Below are 20,578 nucleotides of genomic sequence, written 5' to 3' on the forward strand. Positions count from 1 at the left end.
CTCACTCATGGGGTTCCTCCCGTTGGATGCGCACGCGATGACCGAGGGCGGTGGTGAGCCGGTCGTTGACCGTCGAGTCCGCCGAATTCCACGGCAGCCAGGCGACACGATCGGGCATCTCGGTGATGTCGAGCGGCAGCACGATGCGGCCGTGTCCGGTGCTGATCCGCACCGAATCGCCGGTGGCCGCGCCGATTTCGGCCGCGGTGGCCGGCGACAGCCGCAGGACCGGCCGGCGGGCGGTGCCGGCGAGATTCGGTTCGCCGTCCTGCATGCGACCGTTGTCGAGCAGCATGCGCCAACCGGCGAGGACGGCGGTGCCGGTTTCGGTCTCCGGGAGCGCGGCCGACGGATACGCCGGCGGCTGCGGCCGGGGCCCGTCCCAGACGCCCAGCGCGTCCAGTTCCGCGCGGGCCGCGTCGACCGTCGGCAGGCCCAGCCGCACACCCATCTCGTCGGCCAGCGAATGCAGCACGCGATGATCGGCCAGCGGCGCCGCCTGCCGCCGCACGGTCGCATCGCCGAGGGCGGCGCCGAACGGCCGCGGCCTGCCCTCCCAGGTGAGGTACGTTCCCGCCTTCTCCATGGCCGAGGCGACCGGGAACACCACATCGGCGCGCTCGGTGACCTCGCTGTGCCGCAATTCCAGACTGACCACGAAGGCGGCGGCCTCGACGGCAGCCCGGGCGGCGCGGGGATCGGGCAGATCGGCGATCTCCACACCACCGACCAGCAGCGCGCCCGGCTGGCGGCCGGCGTCGAGAATCGCGGCGGTATCGCGTCCCGGGGCGGTCGGCAGTTCATCGACCTGCCAGATCCGCTGAACCTGTTGGCGGGCACGGGCATTGGTGATCGGACGTCCGCCCGGCAGCAGATCGGGCAGCGCACCCGCCTCGAGCGCGCCACGTTCGCCGGCGCGGCGCGGCACCCAGGCCAGTGCGGCGCCGGTGGTCTCGGCCAGCGACGCCACCGCCGAGAGCGTGCCGGGCAGCGCGGCCAGCCGCTCACCGGCCAGGATCACCGCACCGCGACGGCGCAGCGCGCGGGCGAGTTCGTCCAGTCCCGGCGGATCCGGCGGGCATTCGTATCCGGCGCCCGCGACCGCCAGCGCCTGCAGCAGCCGCGCTTCGTCGCCGGGCACGGTGGGGATCAACCGGCCCGATATCCGGTTCAGGCCCCGGCTCGCATAGGCGGCCAGCGAATAGATCGCGGTCGCGGATGTGCGGGCGGCCTTGCGCAGCCGCAGATGCAGGATCGGGCATTCCTCTTCGGGTTCGAGGCCGGCGAGCAGGACGACCGGCGCCGAGTCCAGCGCGCCGTAGTCCACCCGCACCCCCTGTCCGGCGATGGCCGCTGCCAGGAATGCGGCCTCCTCCGCGGAATGGGCGCGGGCGCGGAAGTCGATGTCGTTGGTGCCCAGCGCGATGCGCGCGAATTTGGCGTACGCGTAGGCGTCCTCGACGGTGGCGCGGCCGCCGACCAGCACTCCGGCGTGCCCGCGGGCGGCGGCCAGGCCCGCACCGGCTCGCGCCAGCGCCTCCGACCACGAGGCGGGAACGAGTGCGCCGCTGTCGTCGCGGATCAGCGGAGTGGTGATCCGGTCGGGTTCGGTCGCGTAGGTGAAGGCCCAGCGCCCCTTGTCGCAATTCCATTCCTCGTTGACCTGCGGATCGTCACCGGCCAAGCGGCGCAGCACTTTTCCGCGGCGGTGGTCGGTACGCTGGGCGCATCCGGCGGCGCAGTGTTCGCACACCGCCGGGCTGGACACCAGGTCGAAGGGACGCGCGCGGAAGCGGTAGGTGGTGCCGGTGAGGGCGCCGACCGGGCAGATCTGGACGGTGTTGCCGGAGAAGTAGGAGTCCATCGGCTCCCCGGCGGCGATCCCGACCTGCTGCAGCGCACCGCGGTCCATCAGTTCGATGAACGGATCACCGGCGATCTGCTGCGAGAACCGGGTGCAGCGCGCGCACAGGACACACCGCTCCCGATCCAGCAGCACCGCGGGCGAGAGCGGAATCGGTTTGGGATAGGTGCGTTTCACGCCCTCGAAGCGCGATTCGGGCCGCCCGCTGGATATCGCCTGGTTCTGCAGCGGGCATTCCCCGCCCTTGTCGCACACCGGGCAATCCAGCGGATGGTTGATCAGCAGCAGTTCCATGACCCCGGTTTGGGCCTTCTGCGCGGCCGGCGAACTGATCTGGGTGTGGGCGATCATGCCGTCGGTGACGGTCATCGTGCAGGAGGCCACCGGTTTGCGTTGCCCCTCCACCTCGACCAGGCACTGTCGGCAGGCTCCGACCGGATCGAGCAGCGGATGGTCACAGAACCGGGGGATCTGGATTCCGACGAGTTCGGCGGCGCGGATCAGCAACGTTCCGGCGGGCACGGCGATCGTCGTGCCGTCGATGGTGACGGTGACCAGATCCTGGGGGATGACGCCACTGCTGTCGTGGCTGACTGTCGCGGTCATCGCACTCCTTCGGCAGGCGTCGCCGCTGCGCCGGCCGTGGCGGCGGCCCAGGCGGTCGAGCGAGCGGGATCGAACGGGCACCGGCCCAGCCGGACGTGTTCGGTGTATTCGTCGCGAAAGTATCTGAGGGAGGACACGATCGGGCTCGCCGCACCGTCGCCGAGGGCGCAGAACGATTTGCCGTTGATGTTGTCGGCGATATCGAGCAGGGTGTCCAGATCGGCCTCGGTTCCGCCGCCGGACTCCAGTCGCTGCAGCAGTTGCACCAGCCAGTAGGTGCCTTCCCGGCAGGGTGTGCATTTTCCGCAGGATTCGTGAGCGTAGAACTCGGTCCAGCGCAGCACCGCGCGCACCACGCAGGTGGTGTCGTCGAAGATCTGTAATGCCTTGGTGCCCAGCATGGATCCGGCCGCGCCCACGTTCTCGTAGTCGAGGGGCACATCGAGGTGTTCGGCGGTGAACAGGGGAGTGGAGGAGCCGCCGGGGGTCCAGAACTTCAGGGTGTGCCCGGCGCGCACACCGCCGGCGTGTCCGAGAAGTTCGCGCAGCGTCACACCGAGGGGCGCCTCGTACTGGCCCGGCCGGGTGACGTGTCCGGATAGCGAGTACAGGGTGAAGCCGGGCGATTTCTCCGACCCCATCGAACGAAACCATTCGACGCCGTTGGTCATGATGGCCGGCACGCTCGCGATCGATTCCACGTTGTTGACCACGGTCGGGCACGCGTACAGGCCGGCGACGGCGGGGAAGGGCGGCCGCAGGCGAGGCTGGCCGCGGCGGCCCTCGAGCGAGTCCAGCAGGGCGGTTTCCTCACCGCAGATGTAGGCGCCTGCCCCGGCGTGCACGATCAGGTCGAGATCGAAGCCGGAGCCGAGGATGTCGCGGCCCAGATAGCCAGCGGCATAAGCCTCTTCGACCGCGGTCTGGAGCCGGCGCAGCACCGGCACCACTTCGCCGCGCAGGTAGATGAACGCGTGCGCGGCGCGGATGGCGTAGGCGGCGATGATGGCGCCCTCGACCAGCACATGCGGGGTCGCCAGCATCAACGGGATGTCCTTGCAGGTGCCGGGTTCGGATTCGTCGGCGTTGACGACCAGGTAGTGCGGCTTACCGGCCGCCGGCGAACCTTCGGGATCCTGCGGGATGAAACCCCATTTCATGCCGGTGGGAAATCCGGCGCCGCCGCGGCCGCGCAGGCCGGCGTCCTTCACCGTGGCGATGACCTCGTCGGGATGCATGCCCAGCGCACGGGACAGGCCTCGATAACCGTCGTGTGCCCGGTAGGTGTCGAGGGTCCACGACCGCGGCTGATCCCAGTAGCGGGTGAGTACGGGCGCCAGCGTCATCACCGTTCCCCCTGTTCGGTATCCGAATCACGCTGCGGCGCAGCAGGTGTCGATGGCTCGGCCGCCACGCGCAGTCCGGCGAGCGTGGGTTCTCCGGGGGCGCCGTCGTTGGCGTCGGGTCGCCGGTCCGGGAATCCGGCGAGAATGCGGGCCGTGTCGCGGAAGCTGCACAGGGGCGCGCCGCTGCGCGTGCCGGTGACCTCGCGTCCGGATCGCAGCGCGTCGGCGAGCGTACGGGCCGACTCCGGGGTCTGGTTGTCGAAGAATTCCCAGTTCACCATGACCACCGGGGCGTAATCGCAGGCGGCGTTGCACTCGAGATGTTCGAGCGTGATCGTCCCGTCCGCGGTCGTTTCCCCGGCGGCGATCTCCAGGTGCCGGGTGAGTGCGGCCAGGATCTCGTCGCCGCCCATGACCGCGCACAGCGTATTGGTGCAGACTCCGACGTGATAGTCGCCGGTCGGCGTGCGGCGATACATCGAGTAGAAGGTGGCGACCGCGGTCACCTCGGCGTCGGTGAGCCCGAGTTGTTCGGCACAGAACGCGATCCCGGTGCCGCTGACATAGCCTTCGACGCTCTGCACCAGATGCAGCAACGGCAGCAACGCCGAGCGCGACTGCGGATAGCGGTCGATGATCTCGCGGGCCTCCGCTCGCAGGTTCTCCTGCACCTGCGGCGGATAGGGGACGGGGCGCTGCGACAACTGCAGCAGGATCGGGTCGCGACCGTTCGCGGTCGCGGGAATCGGTTCGGCTGTCATCGGTCGACACCACCCATCACCGGGTCGATGCTGGCCACGGAGGCGATCACGTCGGCGACCATGCCGCCTTCGCACATCGCCGCCACGGCCTGCAGATTCGTGAACGAGGGATCGCGGAAATGCACACGGTAGGGCCGGGTTCCGCCGTCGGAGACCATGTGGACACCCAGTTCGCCGCGCGGGGACTCCACCGAGGCGTACACCTGGCCGGGCGGCACCCGCATGCCCTCGGTGACGAGTTTGAAGTGGTGGATCAGCGCCTCCATCGAGGTGCCCATGATGGTGCCGATATGTTCGGCGGAATTGCCCAGTCCGTCGGGCCCGAGTTTCAGATCCGCCGGCCACGCGATCTTCTTGTCCGACACCATGACCGGGCCGGGACGGAGTTTGTCGAGGCACTGCTCGACGATCTTCAGCGACTCCTTCATCTCCTTGATGCGGATGAGGTAGCGGCCGTAACAGTCGCATCCGGTATCGGTCATGACGTCGAACTCGTAGTCCTCGTAGCCGCAGTACGGCTGCGACTTACGCAGATCGTGCGGCAGCCCGGTGGAACGCAGGACCGGTCCGGTCACTCCCAGCGCCATACACGAGGGCAGGTCGAGATAGCCGATGCCGCGGGTGCGGGCCTTGAAGATCGGGTTCTCGTTGAGCAGCAACTCCATATCGCGCAGCCGTTTCGGCATGAGCGCCAGCAGATCTCGGATCTTGCCCACCGCGTCGGACGGCAGATCCTGCGCCAGCCCGCCGGGGCGGATGTAGGCGTGGTTCATCCGCAGTCCGGTGACGTTTTCGAAGATGTCGAGGATCAGTTCGCGTTCGCGGAAGCCGAACAGCATCGGTGTCAGCGCGCCGAGTTCCATACCGCCGGTGGCCAGCGCCACCAGATGGGAGGAGATGCGGTTGAGCTCCATCAGCATGACGCGGACGATGTTCACTCGTTCGGGAATATCACCGGTGATGCCGAGTAGCTTCTCCACGGCCAGGCAGTAGGCGGTCTCGTTGAACAGCGGGGACAGATAGTCCATCCGGGTCACGAACGTGACGCCCTGCACCCAGTTGCGGAATTCGAGATTCTTCTCGATACCGGTGTGCAGGTAGCCGATTCCGCAGCGCGCCTCGGTGACCGTCTCGCCCTCGATCTCGAGGATCAGCCGCAGCACGCCGTGCGTGGAGGGGTGCTGCGGTCCCATATTGACGACGATCCGCTCCTCCGCGGCACCGTCGAGCGCCTCGCGCACATCGTCCCAGTCCTGTCCGACGACGGTGACCGCCGGGCCTTCGGCCACCGGATCCGTTGCGGCGCCGGAGATGTCGGTGTGATTCATCAGCTGTAGGTCCTCCGCTGGTCCGGCGGCGGAATACGCGCGCCCTTGTATTCGACCGTGATCCCGCCGAGGGGGTAGTCCTTGCGCTGCGGATGTCCACGCCAGTCGTCGGGCATCATGATCCGCGTCAGCGACGGGTGACCGTCGAAGACGATGCCGAAGAAGTCGTAGGTTTCGCGCTCGTGCCAGTCGGTGGTCGGATACACCGAGAACAGCGAGGGCATATGCGGATCCGCATCCGGTACCGACACCTCGATCCGCACCCGGCGGTTGTGTGTGATCGACAGCAGGTGATAGGCGGCGTGCAGTTCGCGGCCCGTGTCGTCGGGGTAGTGCACGCCGTTCACGCCGAGACACAGTTCGAAGCGCAACGCCGCGTCGTCGCGCAGCGCACGTGCCACCTCGACGACCCGCTCGCGCCGCACGTGCAGGGTCAGTTCTCCGGCGAAGACCACGATCTTCTCGATCGCGGTGCGAAATACCTCGTCTCCCACCGACTCCGCCAGCGCGGCGACCACCTCGTCGAAATAGGAGCCGTAGGGCGCGGGGGTGCTCCCGGGCAGCGTGACGGTCCGCACCAGCCGCCCGTATCCGGAGGTGTCGCCGGTGCCCCGGACGCCGAACATGCCGCGGCGCACGCCGATGACCTCGTCGTCGGGCCGGTCGGGGGAGGGGCCGCGCGATTCGGGTTCGATCGCCGGTTCGTCGGCCGGGCCGGGTGCGCTTGTGCCGGAGGAGGATTCGATATCCGCGGGGCTGTCGGGCGGATCGCCGGCGCTGCGTGGTGCGTCCAGACTCATCGCAGCAGCCCCTCCATCCGGATCGTGGGTGTGGAGGCGAGCGCGGCGGCCTCGGCCGCGCGCACGGCCTCGGCGCGGTCGACACCCAGCGGCATCTCCTGGATCTTCTCGTGCAGTTTCAAGATCGCGTGCAACAGCATCTCCGGGCGCGGCGGACAGCCGGGCAGGTAGATGTCCACGGGCACGACATGGTCGACGCCCTGCACGATGGCGTAGTTGTTGAACATGCCGCCGGAGGAGGCGCAGACGCCCATCGCCAGCACCCATTTGGGTTCGGTCATCTGGTCGTAGACCTGCCGCAGCACGGGCGCCATCTTCTGGCTGACGCGGCCGGCGACGATCATCAGATCCGCCTGGCGGGGGGAGGCGCGGAAGACCTCCATCCCGAAGCGGGCGCTGTCGAAGCGACCGGCCCCCGTGGCCATCATCTCGATCGCGCAGCAGGCCAGCCCGAACGTCGCGGGCCACAGCGAGCCCTTACGCAGGTATCCGGCGAACTGTTCGACCGTGCTCAGCAGGAAGCCGCTGGGCAATTTCTCCTCGAGCCCCATCTCGGATCAACTCTCACTTCCGTGTGCGAATCCTCGGTCCCGGCGGACGCCGGGACGACGGGTTGGGTATGCGGTGCCGACGGGCCGATCGGCCCGCCCGCGTTCAGTCCCAGCTCAGGCCGCCGCGCCTCCACTCGTAGGCGTAGGCAACCGAGACGTTGAAGATGAACAGCGCCATGGCCGCCAACCCGAAGACGCCGAGGGCATCGAAGTGCACCGCCCACGGATAGAGGAATACGATCTCGATGTCGAAGATGATGAACAGCATCGCGGTGAGGTAGTACTTCACCGGAAAACGTTGTCCCGCAGCATTTCCCGGCCCGCCGGCGATGGCGTGCGGGGTGGGTTCGATACCGCATTCGTAGGCTTCGAGTTTGGCGCGGTTGTAGCGTTTGGGCCCGATCACGGCCGCCAGCAACACCGATCCCAGCGCGAACGCGGCAGCGATCGCACCGAGTACAAGAGTCGGCACCTGGGTATTCACAACGACACAACCCCTCTCCCTCGCCGGCAACTGCCGAGGCGGGGCTGACGTCGTCGTCTGCCGGGCCAGTCTCACCCCGAAGCGCAGCTCGAGCGCGAGCGCGGAACGACAGGGCAGGCAGGGCGCCATTTCATATCAACAGCCACGCTCGTGTGAGCTACAGCACAGCCTACAACCGCTCTTTCTGAATACTCGCGGTTCCGCCCCGGTGTTTGATCGAATTCGGAACTGTCACTTATGACCGAAACAGCGCAATGGCCTCCCCGGGGCCGGGCGCGCCGCGCCTGCCCGGGCACACGAAAACGGCCGGCCGACGAGATGTCGGCCGACCGTGAAAAGCGCTGATCAGGCGGCGGGGCGAGCGTTCAGGGCAGTGGTGACCGCCGAGGTGAGCTGGAAGGGATCCAGCGGATGGGCGGCTGCGGCCTCCGCCCGGGACCAGGCGGCGAGCCAGGCATCGTCGGCCCTGCCGGTCAGCACCACGATGGGCGGGCAGTCGGCGATCTCGTCCTTGAGCTGCTTGGCCAGCCCCATGCCACCGGTGGGCGTGGCCTCACCGTCGAGAATGGCCAGGTCGATCGCGCCGGCGTCGAGCTGCTCGATCACCACCGGCGCGGTGGCGGTCTCGCGGTAGTCGAACGGCGGCAGGTCGGGATGCGGATGCTTACCCAGCGCCAGCATCACTTGGCGGCGGGTGTCGGCATCGCTGCTGTAGACGAGAACCCGCAGCGCGGGAAGGTTCGCATCGGCCACCTTCCGGATGCTACGTCCATCCGGGCAGGTGCGGTGGCAGCTTCGGCGGCAACGGTCCCCGCGCCGGGCGTGGCGCCCGCCCGGCGGCTTCACCGCGAGGTTGATCGTGCCGATCGGAATCGTTGCTGGTCACCGCAGAGAAAACGCGCGATCCTTATAGGCGGCGGCAGTTCGGCGGCAGAACTGCCCCGGCAGGGCGAAACGACGACAGCTCGACAGGGCGGTGGACGATGCGAATTTCGGAGGTTTTGCGCAACAAAGGGGCCGATGTGGTGACGATCGCGCCGGAGGCGACGGTCGGCCGATTGCTGGCGGTGCTGGCCGAACACAACGTCGGCGCGGTGGTGGTGTGTGGTGCGGGCGGCGCACTGGACGGGATCGTGTCGGAGCGGGATGTGGTCCGCTGCCTGCACAGACAGGGCGCACAGCTGCTGACCCGGCCGGTGTCCGACATCATGACCGCGATCGTGCACACCTGTTCGCCGGAAGATCGGGTGGAGAGTTTGCGCGCGACGATGACCGAACATCGGATCCGGCATCTGCCGGTCGTCGATCACGGGCGAATGGTCGGAATCGTGAGTATCGGCGATGTGGTCAAGAGCGCGATCTCGGAATTGCAGGACGAGCGCGAACACCTCGAGCACTATCTGCAGGGCTGAACCTCCGGGACGAGCCGTGACACGACCGTGCCCGGGTCCAGCGGGACCCGGGCACGAGCGGTGCCGGTGATCAGGCCAGGCCCCACGCCTGCAGCAGGTAGGTGACGTTGGCGGCGAGCGAGGTCACCGTATCGGCCAGATTCAATACGGCGGAACCGGCGTCGAGGATCGGCACGAAACAACTCCATTCTGCGGGAACAAATCCTCATCGACGGTAGAGCCGCATGACTGGACCGGCAACGTCGTGGAGACGGCCGCATGCCGGGTGGCCCATATGCGACGGCGGCCGATTCGGCTTGTCGTGCCGAAACCACCATTGCCGCACGGTGATTGGATATTCACCGGTTCGTAACCGTGAAAGTGGTAGGAACGCGGCATTTTCGGAGCAGAATTCCCTCGGGCGGTTCGTTCGGAACCACGAGGTCGCCGATGCCGGAATCGGGTGTATCGGGTGGGGTTCGAGACGTGCGCTGTCCCTCGGAACTCACTGCCCGGCGTCCGCGCTGTGGAGCGTTCCGAACGGCCGCCGACCACGTCGCATTCCGAGTTCTGGATCCAGCCGATTCGATCGGCGGCCGATCGCGTATTAGGGTGCGTGGCACGCGCGCCGGATCGTTGGTCGGCGGCGCCGGAAACGCCGCTCGATCCGAAGGACATTCATGCGCCGCATCGCATTCGCCGCGTCCCTGCTCGCCGCCGCCTGCACCGTCGGAGCCTGCGGCGGATCCTCCGACGACCACGCGGCGAGCACGACCACGACATCGGCTGCGGCGCAATCGAGTTCGGTTGCCGCGGCGGGCGCTCAGGACTGTGCCGCGCAGCCCTGGCCCCGCCCGCTACCCGACTTCCGCGGGAAGCCACTGGGACAGACCGTCGTCGGTGCGGCGCTGTGCTTCGACATCACCGGCATCACCACCGCGGACGGCCGCGACGTGATGCACGATCCGGGCGCCGCGACGACGCCCTGGACGGTCACCGCCCAGCAGCCGGCGGCGGGGACGCCGGTCGCCGCGGACACTGCGGTCACGCTGACGGTCGACGTCCCGCACTGATCGCTACTTGCCGGCGGCGCGGGCCAGGTGCTCCGGGTAGCGCGCCCCCGCGAAGGCCTCGGCCGGGGCGGCGGCCTCGATCCGCGCCAGATCCTCGGCGCTGAGCTCGATCTCGGTGGCCGCCACATTCTGCTCGAGATACGTGCGGCGCTTGGTGCCCGGGATCGGGACCACGTCGTCACCGCGCGACTGGACCCAGGCCAGCGCCAACTGCCCTGCGGTCACGCCCTTTTCCTCCGCCATCGCGCGCAGCTCGGCGACGACGGCGAGGTTGCGATCGATGTTGTCCTCGGCGAAACGGGGCAGCGCGCGGCGCAGGTCGTCGGCGGGCAGATCGGCGGTCGAGGTGATCGAGCCGGTGAGGAAGCCGCGGCCGAGCGGGGAGAACGGCACGATCCCGATGCCGAGTTCACGGCAGGTGGGCAGGACTTCCTCTTCGATACCGCGCGTCCACAGCGACCATTCGCTCTGCAGCGCGGTCACCGGATGCACGGCGTGCGCGCGCCGGATGGTCTCGGGCGAGGCCTCGGAGATGCCGAGATAGCGGACCTTACCCGCGGTGACCAGCTCCGACAGCGCGCCCCAGGTCTCCTCGACCGGAACGTTCGGGTCGACGCGGTGCTGGTAGTACAGGTCGATGTGGTCGACGCCGAGCCGCTTCAGCGATTCGTCGCAGGACTGCGCGACGTAGGCCGCGTCGCCCCGGGCGCCCATACTGCCGTCCTCGCCCCACACGATGCCGAATTTGGTCGCGAGGATCACCTGGTCGCGCCGATCGGCGATGGCCCGGCCCACCAGCTCCTCGTTGTCGCCGGCGCCGTAGACGTTCGCGGTGTCGAGCAGGGTCACCCCGAGCTCGAGCGCGCGGTGGATGGTGGCGATCGACTCCGCGTCGTTGTCGCGCACACCGTAGGCCTGGCTCATTCCCATGCAGCCGAGTCCCTGTGCGCCGACGGTCAATTCGCCGAGTTTCCTGGTCGCGATCATGCGAGCGGTCCTCCTGAGGTGCCTTCGATTCGAATGGTGAGTCCCTGCGAACTCACGGCGCCGACGCTACGACTTGGAGTGCGCTCCAAGTCAACCCGTCAGCGGGAACCGTCGTCGTCGAGCCGCGCGACCAGCACGGCCAGTGCGTCGCCCAGGGTGCGCCGCTGCTGCGCATCGATATCGTCGAGGGCGGCGGCGAAGCGCTGGATGCGGGCCGAGGTGAGGCCGTTGACCAGAGATTTCGCCTGTTCGGTGACGGTCAGCAACTGAGCTCTGCCGTCGGCCGGGTCGGCGGTGCGTTCGAGATATCCGTACTTCTCCAGGCCCGATACGATGCGCGACATCGTGGGGGCGGTGACGTGTTCGGCGGCGGCCAGATCACCCAGGCGCATCGGGCCGCTGCGGACCAGGGTGCCCAGCGCCGCCGCCGAACCGGGACTCAACGAACCCAGGTCACCGGAACGCCGCAGCAGGCGAGTGATCCGGCCGAGCGCGAAGTACAGATCCGCCGCCTCGGCAAGCTCCTCCGCGCTGCGTGCGCGCTCCTGCTGGATCATGGGCGTTGTCGCTCCTACGCGTGTGCTGGGACCGTCGGCAGCCGCACCGTCGGCGATATCCGATTCAGTAAGTATGCCCTGCCCGTCGATCGGGAAGCGTTCGGCCTGCTCATCGGCGCCGCGGTGGGATCGACAGGTGCGCTCGACGCCCTAGGCGGTGCCGGTGCGCCGTGTGGCCGGACCGGGCTTCGGCGCCGCGTCGGTGTCCGCTGCGGAGATTGAAGGCAACGGCCCGGTGGGATGGTCCGTCACCGGACGGAAGGCTCGATCGCCCACCCGAGCCGGGTCGACCATATGCGCGACGAACAGGCGCGCGGCCGGCGTCGGTGTGCCGGTCGTCACCGCATGCCACGGCCGGTCCAGTGGCGTGCCCTCGACCGGGACCACGACCAGATTGCCCTGTGCCACATCGGCTTCCACCGCGTCGCTGTGGATCAGCGTGATCCCCAGCCCCTCTCGGGCGGCGGCGAGGACGGCGCCGTGGGTGCCGAGGGTGAGGGCGGGCGGGCGGATCTGCAGCCGGTCGAACAGTGCCAGCGTGGTGTCGCGAGTGCCCGAGCCGGGACCGCGCAACAACCAGGTGGTGGTGCGCGGATCGTGGGACCGTCCCGGCGCCCCCACGACGACCAGGCGGCTGGGCCGGCGCGCCCGCACCACCAGCCCGGTGTCGCGCGGGGGACGGCCGGCGATCACGAGATCGGTTTCGTGGTGCTGTAATTCGATGAACAGCAGATCGCGCGGATGGATCGAGAGCCCCAGCTCGATCTCGGGATACCGGTCGCGGAACGAGACCAGCAGCCGCAGCAGTACGTATTCCCCGGCGGTCGCCACCACGCCGATCCGCAACCGGCCCGTTTCGGCGCGGCGGACCGCGGCATGCGCCTCTTTCATCAAACCCAGGATGCTGCGGCAGTATTCGGCATAGACCCGCCCTGCCTCGGTGAGTGCGATACCGCGTCCGGATTTCGCGATCAATTTCGCGCCGAGCTGCTTTTCGATATGCGCCACCGCCGCCGACGCGGCCGCCTCGGTGATGTGCAGTTGCGCAGCCGCGCGCCGAATGCTGTTGTGCCGGGCCACAACCAGAAACGTTTCCATTCGGACCGCACTCACCGTTCCCATCTACAGACGGTAGCAAACTCAACGATTCGGTTGAGCGAGACCGGAAACAATCGAATTGTCCCCGCCGGGCGGTGCCCGCATCCTGAATCTGCGCACTCGCCGCACCGGCCCGGGAGGTGTGGCGGACGAGAATCGCGCAGCGGCTCGCGACGCCGAACGGTTGCGGGTGTCCCGCAAGATACAGGAGGACCGATGACCGACGAATCCACTCGTGACCGCTGGGATCCGGGCGTGCACTCGTACGCGTCGATGGGTTATTACGACGCGGATTACCAACCGTGCGATACCGATGTGCTGGCGGTGTTCCGGGTGACGCCGCAACCGGGGGTGGACCCGATCGAGGCGGCTGCCGCAGTGGCCGGCGAATCCTCCACTGCCACATGGACTGTCGTGTGGACCGACCGGCTCACCGCGCACGACCGCTACCGTGCCAAGTGCTACCGGGTCGAGGAGGTGCCGGGGCGGCCGGGGGAGTATTTCGCCTATATCGCCTACGACCTGGACCTTTTCGAAGAGGGCTCGATCACCAATCTCACCTCCTCGGTGATCGGAAATGTCTTCGGTTTCAAACCGCTGCAGGCGTTGCGGCTCGAGGACATGCGTATTCCGGTGGCCTATGTCAAGACCTTTCAGGGCCCGCCGCACGGAATCGTTATGGAACGCGAGTATCTGAACAAGTACGGCCGGCCGTTGCTGGGCGCGACCGTGAAGCCGAAACTCGGACTCTCGGCGCGCAACTACGGGCGGGTGGTGTACGAGGCGTGTAAAGGCGGCCTGGATTTCACCAAGGACGACGAGAACATCAACTCGCAACCGTTCATGCGATGGCGCGATCGCTATCTGTTCGCCATGGAGGGCGTGAATCGCGCGACCGCCGAAACGGGAGAATTGAAGGGTCATTATCTCAATATCACGGCCGCCACCATGGAGGATATGTACGAGCGCGCGGAGTTCGCGAAATCGCTCGGCAGCGTGATCGTGATGATGGACCTCACCGTCGGCTACACGGCGATGCAGTCGATGTCGAAGTGGGCGCGGCGCAACGGCATGCTGTTGCATCTGCACAGGGCCGGGCATTCGACCTTCACCCGCCAGAAGACCCACGGCGTCAGCTTCCGGGTGCTGGCCAAGTGGTGCCGGCTCATCGGTGTCGACCACCTGCACGCGGGCACCGTCATCGGCAAGCTCGAAGGCGACCCGCACACCGTCAAGGGTTTCTACGATACGTTGCGCGACAACCACATTCCCGCCAATCCGCGCAACGGTATCTTCTTCGACCAGGACTGGGCGAGCCTGCCCGGAGTGATGCCGGTGGCATCCGGGGGAATCCACGCGGGCCAGATGCATCAACTGCTGGATCTCTTCGGTGACGACGCGATCCTGCAGTTCGGCGGCGGCACCATCGGACATCCGATGGGTATCGCCGCGGGCGCCGAGGCCAATCGGGTCGCGCTGGAGGCGATGGTCAAGGCGCGCAACGAAGGCCGCGATCTGCTGAAGGAGGGCCCCGACGCGCTGCGTGCCGCGGCCCGGATCTGCCCGGCGCTCGATGTGGCGCTCGCGACCTGGGGTGATGTCACATTCGACTACACCTCCACCGACGCCCCCGACGCGGTACCGACGGTCACCGCCTGACCACCCGCCCCGACGACACACAAGGAGACGCAATGCATCTGCGGCAAGGGACGTTCTCCCATCTGCCCGACCTGTCCGATACCGAAATCGGCGCTCAGATCCGCTACGCGCTGCTCAACAACTGGCCGGTCTCGATCGAATACACCGACGATCCGCATCCACGCAACGTCTACTGGGAGATGTGGGGGCTGCCGCTGTTCGACCTCGACGAACCCGACGGCGTGCTCGCCGAGGTGAACGCCTGCCGTTCGACGTTCCCGCACCACTACATCCGCGTCAACGCCTACGACGCGAGCTACGGCCGGCAGACGACCGCGCTGAGTTTCCTGGTGCAGCGGCCCGCCGACGAACCGGGCTTCCTGGTGGTGCGCACCGAGACCGAGGATCGACGGCAGCACTACGGCCTGCGGTCCTACGCCACCGATGTGCGCGCGGGCGCGCGCTACCGGGACTGACGCGATGGTGGACGGGAGGCAGGCGATGTCCGGCGGCACACAGGGCAGCGGATCGGGGTTCCGGATGTACCGGCCGGGAGCGGGTGGCGCCGCGGGTTCGGGATCGAATCACACCGAGGCGCACGCGGATTCCGATCCGTCGGAGATCGCGCTGCCCGACGACGCGACGGTCGATCTGTCGACGGATCTGGCCGGCAAGAACGTCGAGGACACCCTGGCCCGGCTCGATGCGGAGCTGATCGGACTGGCCACGGTCAAGAAGCGGGTGCGCGAGATCGCGGCGCTGCTGCTGATCGACCGGGCCCGGCAGCGGTTCGGATTGCAGGCCGACCGTCCCACCATGCATATGAGTTTCACCGGCGGACCCGGCACCGGTAAGACGACGGTCGCGCTGCGGATGGCGGAGATGTTGCACGCCCTCGGCTACATCCGGAAACCGAAGGTGCACACGGTGACCCGCGACGACCTGGTCGGCCAGTTCATCGGCCACACCGCGCCCAAGACCAAGGAGGCGCTGGCCAAGGCCGCGGGCGGAGTGTTGTTCATCGACGAGGCGTACTACCTGTTCCGGCCCGAGAACGAGCGGGACTACGGACAGGAGGTGATCGAGATCCTGCTGCAGGAGATGGAGACCGAACGTTCCAGTCTGGTGGTGATCTTCGCCGGATATCCGGACCGGATGGAGACGTTCTTCTCCGCCAATCCCGGGTTGTCCTCGCGAGTGGCCCACCACATCGAATTCCCGGACTACACGCGCGAGGAACTGCTGGCCATCGCGGAAGTCATGGTGACACAGCAGAATTTCGGTTTCGGCGATTCGGCGGCGGCGGCCTTCGACGAATATCTGGCGGTGCGGATGACGCGGCCGCGTTTCGCGAATGCGCGCAGTGTCCGCAATGCCGTGGACCGGTGCCGGCTGCGCCAGGCGAATCGCCTGGTGCAGGAGCATCGCCCGCTCGGCAAGGCCGATCTGATGACGCTGACGACCGAGGACATCTACGGCAGCAGCGTTTTCGGCGACCGCGTCCGCGCCGCGGAGGAGGCGCCGGCATGCCCGACGGAATGAAAACCCTCACCCGCTACACGATCGAACAGGAACATCGGCATCCCGGTTCCTCGGGAGAGTTCTCCGCACTGCTCAATGTGGTGTCCACCGCGGCGAAGATCATCGCCAATCAGGTGACCCGCGGTCGCATCGTGGGGGCGCTGGGTGAATCGGACGGCGCCGATCCACCGCTGAGCCTGCATCGGCGCATGGACGCCATCGCCAACGACATCATGGTGGAGCAATCCGAATCCAGCGGGCCGCTGTCGGCACTGCTGTCGGAGCAGATGAACGGATTTCATCCGGTGGCGGGGGAGGTGCGGCGTGGCAAATACATGCTGGCCTTCGATCCGCTGGACGGCTCCTCGAATATCGATGTGAATCTGCCCGTCGGCACGATATTCAGTGTGTTGCGCGCACCGGAGGACGGGCGGGCGCCGCAGGCGGCGGATTTCCTGCAGCCGGGGGTGCGGCAGGTCTGTGCGGGATTCACCCTCTACGGCCCGGCGACGATGCTGGTCCTCACCACCGGCAGCGGGGTCGACGGGTTCACCCTCGATCGAGAGATCGGCGCGTTCGTCCTCACCCACCCCCGTATGCGCATTCCCGAGGACACCTCGGGATTCGCGATCAATGCCGCCAACGAGCGGTTCTGGCAGCGCCCGGTGCGGCGTTATGTGCACGAATGTCTCGACGGGGTCGAAGGGCCGCGCTCGCGCGATTTCAATATGCGCTGGGTGGCGTCACTGGTCGCCGACGCCTTTCACATCCTCACCCGCGGCGGGGTCTATCTGTATCCGTACGACACCCGTGATCCCGGCCGGCCGGGCCGGGTGTCGCTGCTGTACGGCGCCAATCCCATCGCCTTCGTGATCGAACAGGCCGGCGGCGCCGCGACCACCGGCCACGAACGGGTGCTCGAGGTGGTTCCCGAGCATCCGCATCAACAGATCCCGCTGGTTTTCGGATCGCGCAACGAGGTGCGCCGGATCGAGCGCTATCACCGTGAACCCGATGCCGGTCCGCCGTTCGACGCGTCGTTGTTCGGTACCCGCACCCTGTTCCGACCGGCGCGCCATTGAACGCCGGCTGATCGAATCGAGATGTCATGTCGCGCAAACATCCCGTGGTCGCCATCACCGGTTCCTCCGGCGCCGGAACGACCAGCGTCACCCGGACCTTCCAGGAAATCTTCCGGCGGGAGGGCATCAATGCCGCGATCGTGGAGGGGGATTCGTTCCACCGCTACGATCGCGGCGGCATGCAGGTGGCGATGGCCGAAGCCGAAGCCGATCTGAATCTGCATTTCTCACACTTCGGCCCGGAGGCCAATCTGCTCACCGAACTGGAGAGCCTGTTCCGCGATTACGGGCAATCCGGGGTCGGGCTGGTGCGCAAATATCTGCACGACGAGACCGAGGCCAAACCCTACGGACTGGAACCGGGCACCTTCACGCCGTGGGAAGAACTCGCCCCCGGCAGCGACCTGCTGTTCTACGAGGGGCTGCACGGCGCCGCGGTCACCGGCACGGTCGATGTGGCGCGCTATGCGGATCTGCTGGTGGGCGTGGTGCCGATCGTGAATCTGGAATGGATTCAGAAGGTCATCCGCGACAAGACCGAGCGCGGCTATTCCAGCGAAGCGGTGATCGATACGATCCTGCGGCGCATGCCCGACTACGTGAAGTACATCTGCCCGCAGTTCTCGCGCACCTACGTCAATTTCCAGCGGGTGCCGACGGTGGATACCTCTAATCCGTTCACCGCCCGCAGCATTCCGACCGCCGACGAAAGCTTCGTCGTGATCCGCTTCGCCGATCCGAAGGTGATCGATTTCCCGTATCTGCTGTCGATGCTGCACGATTCGTTCATGTCGCGTCCGAACTGCATCGTGGTGCCGGGCGGCAAGATGGATCTGGCGATGCAGCTGATCTTCACACCGCTCATTCTGCGGTTGATGGACAAACGGCCCGGCCCGCGCGCATAACCGTCACCAGAACGGTGTTTCGACGCTCGCGCACGGCGATTTCGCGGAGTTGAATCGACGCTATGTGGTCGATGAATGTGAGCGCCACGTGGGCCGCGGCGCGCCGGAATGCACCTGATGCCGGATCCGGGCCGCTCCGGCAGGTACTCCAGGAATTCGCCGATATCGAAATCGTGGACCGCTCGATGACGCTGGCGGCCAAGATCTTCACCTGCGTACTGCCCGTGATCATCGCCGGGTCCGTGTTCTCCCAGCTCGATCTCGCGACCCGCGCCATCGACGATCAGCTCGGGCTGAACCGGGCGACGTTCCGGTCCGCCTTCGGAGTCGTCGCGTCGACCGATCCGACATTCGCGGCGTTCGGGGTCGTCGGGCTGCTGATGGTCGTGATCAGTGGCGCGTCGTTCGCCAAAACACTCGCGCGGATCTACGGCAAGCTCTGGGACGTGCCGGCGATCGGCCTGCGCGACGCATGGCGCTGGCCGGTGGTTCTGCTCGTCGTCGCATTCTCGGCCGCGACGATCGGGGCCGTGCGCGAACTGGCCGGGCTCCGCTATTTCGGACTGCCGCTCACCCTGGCCGGCGAGTTGCTGGTGTGGATGATCGTATGGACCCTCTGCGCGTACTTGCTCACGATGGGCAAGCTGCGCGGGCGGGCACTGTGGGTGACCGGAGCGCTGACGGCTGTCGGATTGACCTCGGTCCGGGCCGGAGGACGCCTGGTGCTGCCGAAGATCACCGCCTCCGCGCAGGCGAAGTTCGGGCTGCTCGGCCCGGTGTTCACCGCGATCAGTTGGCTTTTCGTGCTGTCGGTCGTGGTGGTCGGGGCGGCGACGATCGCCAAGGTGCTGGTCCCCGGCCCGGCGCCCACCGCGGCGGAGGGCGCCGAACGGTGACGGGTGATCCCCGCCCGCCACTGCGCTACTTCACGGTGACCGAGATCGTCGCCTGGTCGATCTGCACGTTGGACTCGATCGGATTGCCCTCCGCGTGGACGGTGATGCGTGCCTTGTCGATCCCCTCGTCCTGCAGCGCCGTGGCGACGTTGTTGCCCCGTGCCTCGGCAAGCGAGTTGGCCGCCCCGGAGTTCGAGTCGACGGCGTAGGTTTCGATCTTGACCGCGGTGTCGTTGCCCTTGAGCGGGAGCGCCACCGCCTTGATGGTGGCGACATCGGTCGGGCTCAGGTCGGAGCTGTTCTTGTCGAAGGTGATCGGCGCCGCCGACAGCACACTGTTGATCGCGTTCTGCACGGCCTGCTGCGCGGAGTTGAGGGCCGAACCCACCACCGACGACGCCGTGGTGGCGAGACTGCTTCGCATATCGGTGTGCTCGCCACCGTGCGCCGTGGTCGTCGTGACCACGGCCGGACCACTGTTGTTGTCCGAGGAACATGCGGCGATCGGAATCAGCGCTGCCGCACCGGTCGCCAGCACCGCTACCGCCTTGACGAGTTTCATGCTGCTTCTCCTGATCTCCGTCCGGATGCGCCCGGTGGTCACGACGCGAGAATGCGCGCCTTCTCCGATTCGAATTCCTGCTCGGTGAGCACCCCCTGAGCTTTCAACTCGCCCAACTGTTTCAGTGCCGCGATGCGGTCGGTTCCCCCGCCGGCCGGGGCGGGCGGCGGGGGTTGCTGCTCGTACTGGTACTCCTCCTGCGCGGCCCAGCGCTGGCCCTGGCGTCGTGAGACGCGATTGGATACGGCCGTGGCCGTTCCGGCGACCACCGCGGTACGGGCGACGCCCCGTAGTAACCCGGGCATGGTGCTTCTCCTTAGGTGTCGGCCTCGAGGCTGTCGAGGGTCGAGAGGATGGCTTGAACCGGAATGCGACCGGATGCGACGAGTTCGGCGCCGTTGCGCCGCAACGCGACCGCCAGCGGGGCCGCCCACGTGTTCTCGTAGAGGAGGACGGCGGCGGAATGGCCGGGCTCCAAGGCGCCCCCGGCCTCGCGCAGATCCCCCTCGTCGAGCAGCCCGGTCGCCGCCTCGGCGAACAGGGTCACATCCAGGTCGCCGGTCAACCCGACATCGGCGATGTCGATCCCGGTCAGCGATCCGTCCGCATCCTTGTGCACGAAGGCCAGATCCAGGACGCGGATGATGCCGCGGTCCACCAGATCCCGCAGCATCGGCAACGCCGAGCCGTCCGGTTGGCGGTCGGCGGGGAATTCGATGACGAGATAGTCGATCGGTCCCATCTCGTCGATATCGGCAGCACTGTTCACCCGGCACCCCTTTTCTCCGACGCCTGACCCTCTGATAGGAACATCCACCGCAACCCAGGCCGGGGCGGGTCGGCGACAGCGCGAACGCGGCCGACGAGACGACCTGACACCTTATGATTCGGTGCCGCCGGTCCCGCAGATATCACCGCCGCCGGTCGGAGTGAATTGCCCGGCGCTCCGGATCGAGCCGAACGGTCTCGCCACCGCCCTCCGCACAAGATGATTGCTGAAATTTCGCCAGAGCGGTCCGCGAGATTCTCGGCGCAGCGCACAATGAGAAACGACCGCGCCTCATGTGCACCGGCCTCCAGGATCCGGCCGGATGCGTCGCCAGATGGGTCCGCCACCTCCGGGAGTGC

Annotated in this window: 22 protein-coding genes; 8 read left to right on the forward strand and 14 right to left on the reverse strand. The window is 67.5% G+C overall.

Going from position 1 to position 20,578, the window contains the following annotated elements; all coding sequences use genetic code 11:
* Nucleotide 1: 1 nt before the first annotated feature.
* The 8 genes from C8258_RS17160 to C8258_RS17195 all read right to left on the reverse strand — a co-directional run bounded on the left by C8258_RS17160 (nt 2) and on the right by C8258_RS17195 (nt 8,421).
* Nucleotides 2–2,470: an NADH-quinone oxidoreductase subunit G gene (locus tag C8258_RS17160; protein ID WP_106956143.1), complete on the reverse strand. Its 2,469-nt coding sequence runs from the start codon at nt 2,468–2,470 to the stop codon at nt 2–4.
* Nucleotides 2,467–3,816 (reverse strand): NADH-quinone oxidoreductase subunit NuoF, encoded by a 1,350-nt coding sequence (nuoF, locus tag C8258_RS17165; RefSeq protein WP_106956044.1) that lies wholly within the window; start codon nt 3,814–3,816, stop codon nt 2,467–2,469. The genes C8258_RS17160 and nuoF overlap by 4 nt, the downstream gene beginning before the upstream one ends.
* Nucleotides 3,816–4,577, reverse strand: coding sequence for an NADH-quinone oxidoreductase subunit NuoE (gene nuoE, locus C8258_RS17170; RefSeq protein WP_106956045.1), 762 nt, complete (start codon nt 4,575–4,577; stop codon nt 3,816–3,818). Before nuoE ends, nuoF begins: the two co-directional genes overlap by 1 nt.
* Nucleotides 4,574–5,905 (reverse strand): NADH dehydrogenase (quinone) subunit D, encoded by a 1,332-nt coding sequence (nuoD, locus tag C8258_RS17175; protein WP_106956046.1) that lies wholly within the window; start codon nt 5,903–5,905, stop codon nt 4,574–4,576. Before nuoD ends, nuoE begins: the two co-directional genes overlap by 4 nt.
* Nucleotides 5,905–6,531 carry an NADH-quinone oxidoreductase subunit C gene (locus C8258_RS17180; RefSeq protein WP_233225163.1) on the reverse strand — a complete coding sequence of 209 codons (627 nt, stop codon included), beginning with the start codon at nt 6,529–6,531 and terminating at the stop codon, nt 5,905–5,907. Before C8258_RS17180 ends, nuoD begins: the two co-directional genes overlap by 1 nt.
* A gap of 170 nt (nt 6,532–6,701) precedes the next feature.
* Nucleotides 6,702–7,256 carry an NADH-quinone oxidoreductase subunit B family protein gene (locus tag C8258_RS17185; RefSeq protein WP_030514408.1) on the reverse strand — a complete coding sequence of 185 codons (555 nt, stop codon included), beginning with the start codon at nt 7,254–7,256 and terminating at the stop codon, nt 6,702–6,704.
* 103 nt (nt 7,257–7,359) lie between these two features.
* On the reverse strand, nt 7,360–7,740 hold the full coding sequence (locus tag C8258_RS17190; RefSeq protein ID WP_036501258.1) for an NADH-quinone oxidoreductase subunit A: 381 nt from the start codon (nt 7,738–7,740) through the stop codon (nt 7,360–7,362).
* A gap of 345 nt (nt 7,741–8,085) precedes the next feature.
* Nucleotides 8,086–8,421, reverse strand: a complete 336-nt coding sequence (locus C8258_RS17195) for a hypothetical protein (RefSeq protein ID WP_233225164.1) — start codon at nt 8,419–8,421, stop codon at nt 8,086–8,088.
* Between the two features lie 302 nt (nt 8,422–8,723).
* Here C8258_RS17195 and C8258_RS17200 point away from each other — a divergent pair, with 302 nt between their 5' ends.
* Nucleotides 8,724–9,152: a CBS domain-containing protein gene (locus tag C8258_RS17200; RefSeq protein WP_106956048.1), complete on the forward strand. Its 429-nt coding sequence runs from the start codon at nt 8,724–8,726 to the stop codon at nt 9,150–9,152.
* Nucleotides 9,153–9,811: 659 nt separating this feature from the next.
* Nucleotides 9,812–10,204: a PASTA domain-containing protein gene (locus tag C8258_RS17205; RefSeq protein ID WP_106956049.1), complete on the forward strand. Its 393-nt coding sequence runs from the start codon at nt 9,812–9,814 to the stop codon at nt 10,202–10,204.
* Nucleotides 10,205–10,207: 3 nt separating this feature from the next.
* On the opposite strand, the gene C8258_RS17210 is transcribed toward C8258_RS17205, so the two are convergent.
* The 3 genes from C8258_RS17210 to C8258_RS17220 form a co-directional block, all read right to left on the reverse strand.
* Nucleotides 10,208–11,191 (reverse strand): aldo/keto reductase, encoded by a 984-nt coding sequence (locus C8258_RS17210; protein WP_036501262.1) that lies wholly within the window; start codon nt 11,189–11,191, stop codon nt 10,208–10,210.
* A gap of 98 nt (nt 11,192–11,289) precedes the next feature.
* Nucleotides 11,290–11,748: a MarR family winged helix-turn-helix transcriptional regulator gene (locus tag C8258_RS17215; protein WP_036501263.1), complete on the reverse strand. Its 459-nt coding sequence runs from the start codon at nt 11,746–11,748 to the stop codon at nt 11,290–11,292.
* A 150-nt stretch (nt 11,749–11,898) separates the two neighbouring features.
* Entirely contained in the window at nt 11,899–12,870 is a 972-nt protein-coding gene (locus C8258_RS17220; protein ID WP_233225146.1) for a LysR family transcriptional regulator, read from the reverse strand.
* 192 nt (nt 12,871–13,062) lie between these two features.
* On the opposite strand from C8258_RS17220, the gene C8258_RS17225 reads away from it, so the two are divergent.
* The 6 genes from C8258_RS17225 (at nt 13,063) to C8258_RS17250 (ending at nt 18,888) form a co-directional block, all read left to right on the forward strand.
* Entirely contained in the window at nt 13,063–14,505 is a 1,443-nt protein-coding gene (locus C8258_RS17225) for a form I ribulose bisphosphate carboxylase large subunit (protein WP_063007474.1), read from the forward strand.
* 32 nt (nt 14,506–14,537) lie between these two features.
* Nucleotides 14,538–14,960 (forward strand): ribulose bisphosphate carboxylase small subunit, encoded by a 423-nt coding sequence (locus C8258_RS17230; protein ID WP_036501265.1) that lies wholly within the window; start codon nt 14,538–14,540, stop codon nt 14,958–14,960.
* Between the two features lie 25 nt (nt 14,961–14,985).
* Nucleotides 14,986–16,026, forward strand: a complete 1,041-nt coding sequence (locus tag C8258_RS17235) for an AAA family ATPase (protein WP_233225147.1) — start codon at nt 14,986–14,988, stop codon at nt 16,024–16,026.
* Nucleotides 16,011–17,087, forward strand: a complete 1,077-nt coding sequence (locus C8258_RS17240) for a class 1 fructose-bisphosphatase (RefSeq protein ID WP_106956050.1) — start codon at nt 16,011–16,013, stop codon at nt 17,085–17,087. Before C8258_RS17235 ends, C8258_RS17240 begins: the two co-directional genes overlap by 16 nt.
* A gap of 26 nt (nt 17,088–17,113) precedes the next feature.
* The gene (locus C8258_RS17245; RefSeq protein WP_036501267.1) at nt 17,114–17,992 is read left to right on the forward strand and encodes a phosphoribulokinase; all 879 of its coding nucleotides are present in this window, start codon (nt 17,114–17,116) and stop codon (nt 17,990–17,992) included.
* 77 nt (nt 17,993–18,069) lie between these two features.
* The gene (locus tag C8258_RS17250) at nt 18,070–18,888 is read left to right on the forward strand and encodes a hypothetical protein (RefSeq protein ID WP_146161254.1); all 819 of its coding nucleotides are present in this window, start codon (nt 18,070–18,072) and stop codon (nt 18,886–18,888) included.
* Nucleotides 18,889–18,913: 25 nt separating this feature from the next.
* Here the strand turns inward: C8258_RS17250 and C8258_RS17255 are convergent, their stop codons facing one another.
* The 3 genes from C8258_RS17255 to C8258_RS17265 are packed head-to-tail and all read right to left on the reverse strand — an operon-like array spanning nt 18,914 to nt 20,192.
* Nucleotides 18,914–19,450 carry an OmpA family protein gene (locus C8258_RS17255; RefSeq protein ID WP_146161255.1) on the reverse strand — a complete coding sequence of 179 codons (537 nt, stop codon included), beginning with the start codon at nt 19,448–19,450 and terminating at the stop codon, nt 18,914–18,916.
* Nucleotides 19,451–19,488: 38 nt separating this feature from the next.
* Entirely contained in the window at nt 19,489–19,755 is a 267-nt protein-coding gene (locus C8258_RS17260) for an SHOCT domain-containing protein (RefSeq protein WP_036501269.1), read from the reverse strand.
* 11 nt (nt 19,756–19,766) lie between these two features.
* The gene (locus C8258_RS17265; protein ID WP_062996966.1) at nt 19,767–20,192 is read right to left on the reverse strand and encodes a DUF6325 family protein; all 426 of its coding nucleotides are present in this window, start codon (nt 20,190–20,192) and stop codon (nt 19,767–19,769) included.
* Between the last annotated feature and the right edge of the window lie 386 nt (nt 20,193–20,578).

It is taken from the genome of Nocardia sp. MDA0666 (assembly GCF_003023875.1).
GTDB classification, from domain to species: Bacteria; Actinomycetota; Actinomycetes; order Mycobacteriales; family Mycobacteriaceae; genus Nocardia; species Nocardia aobensis.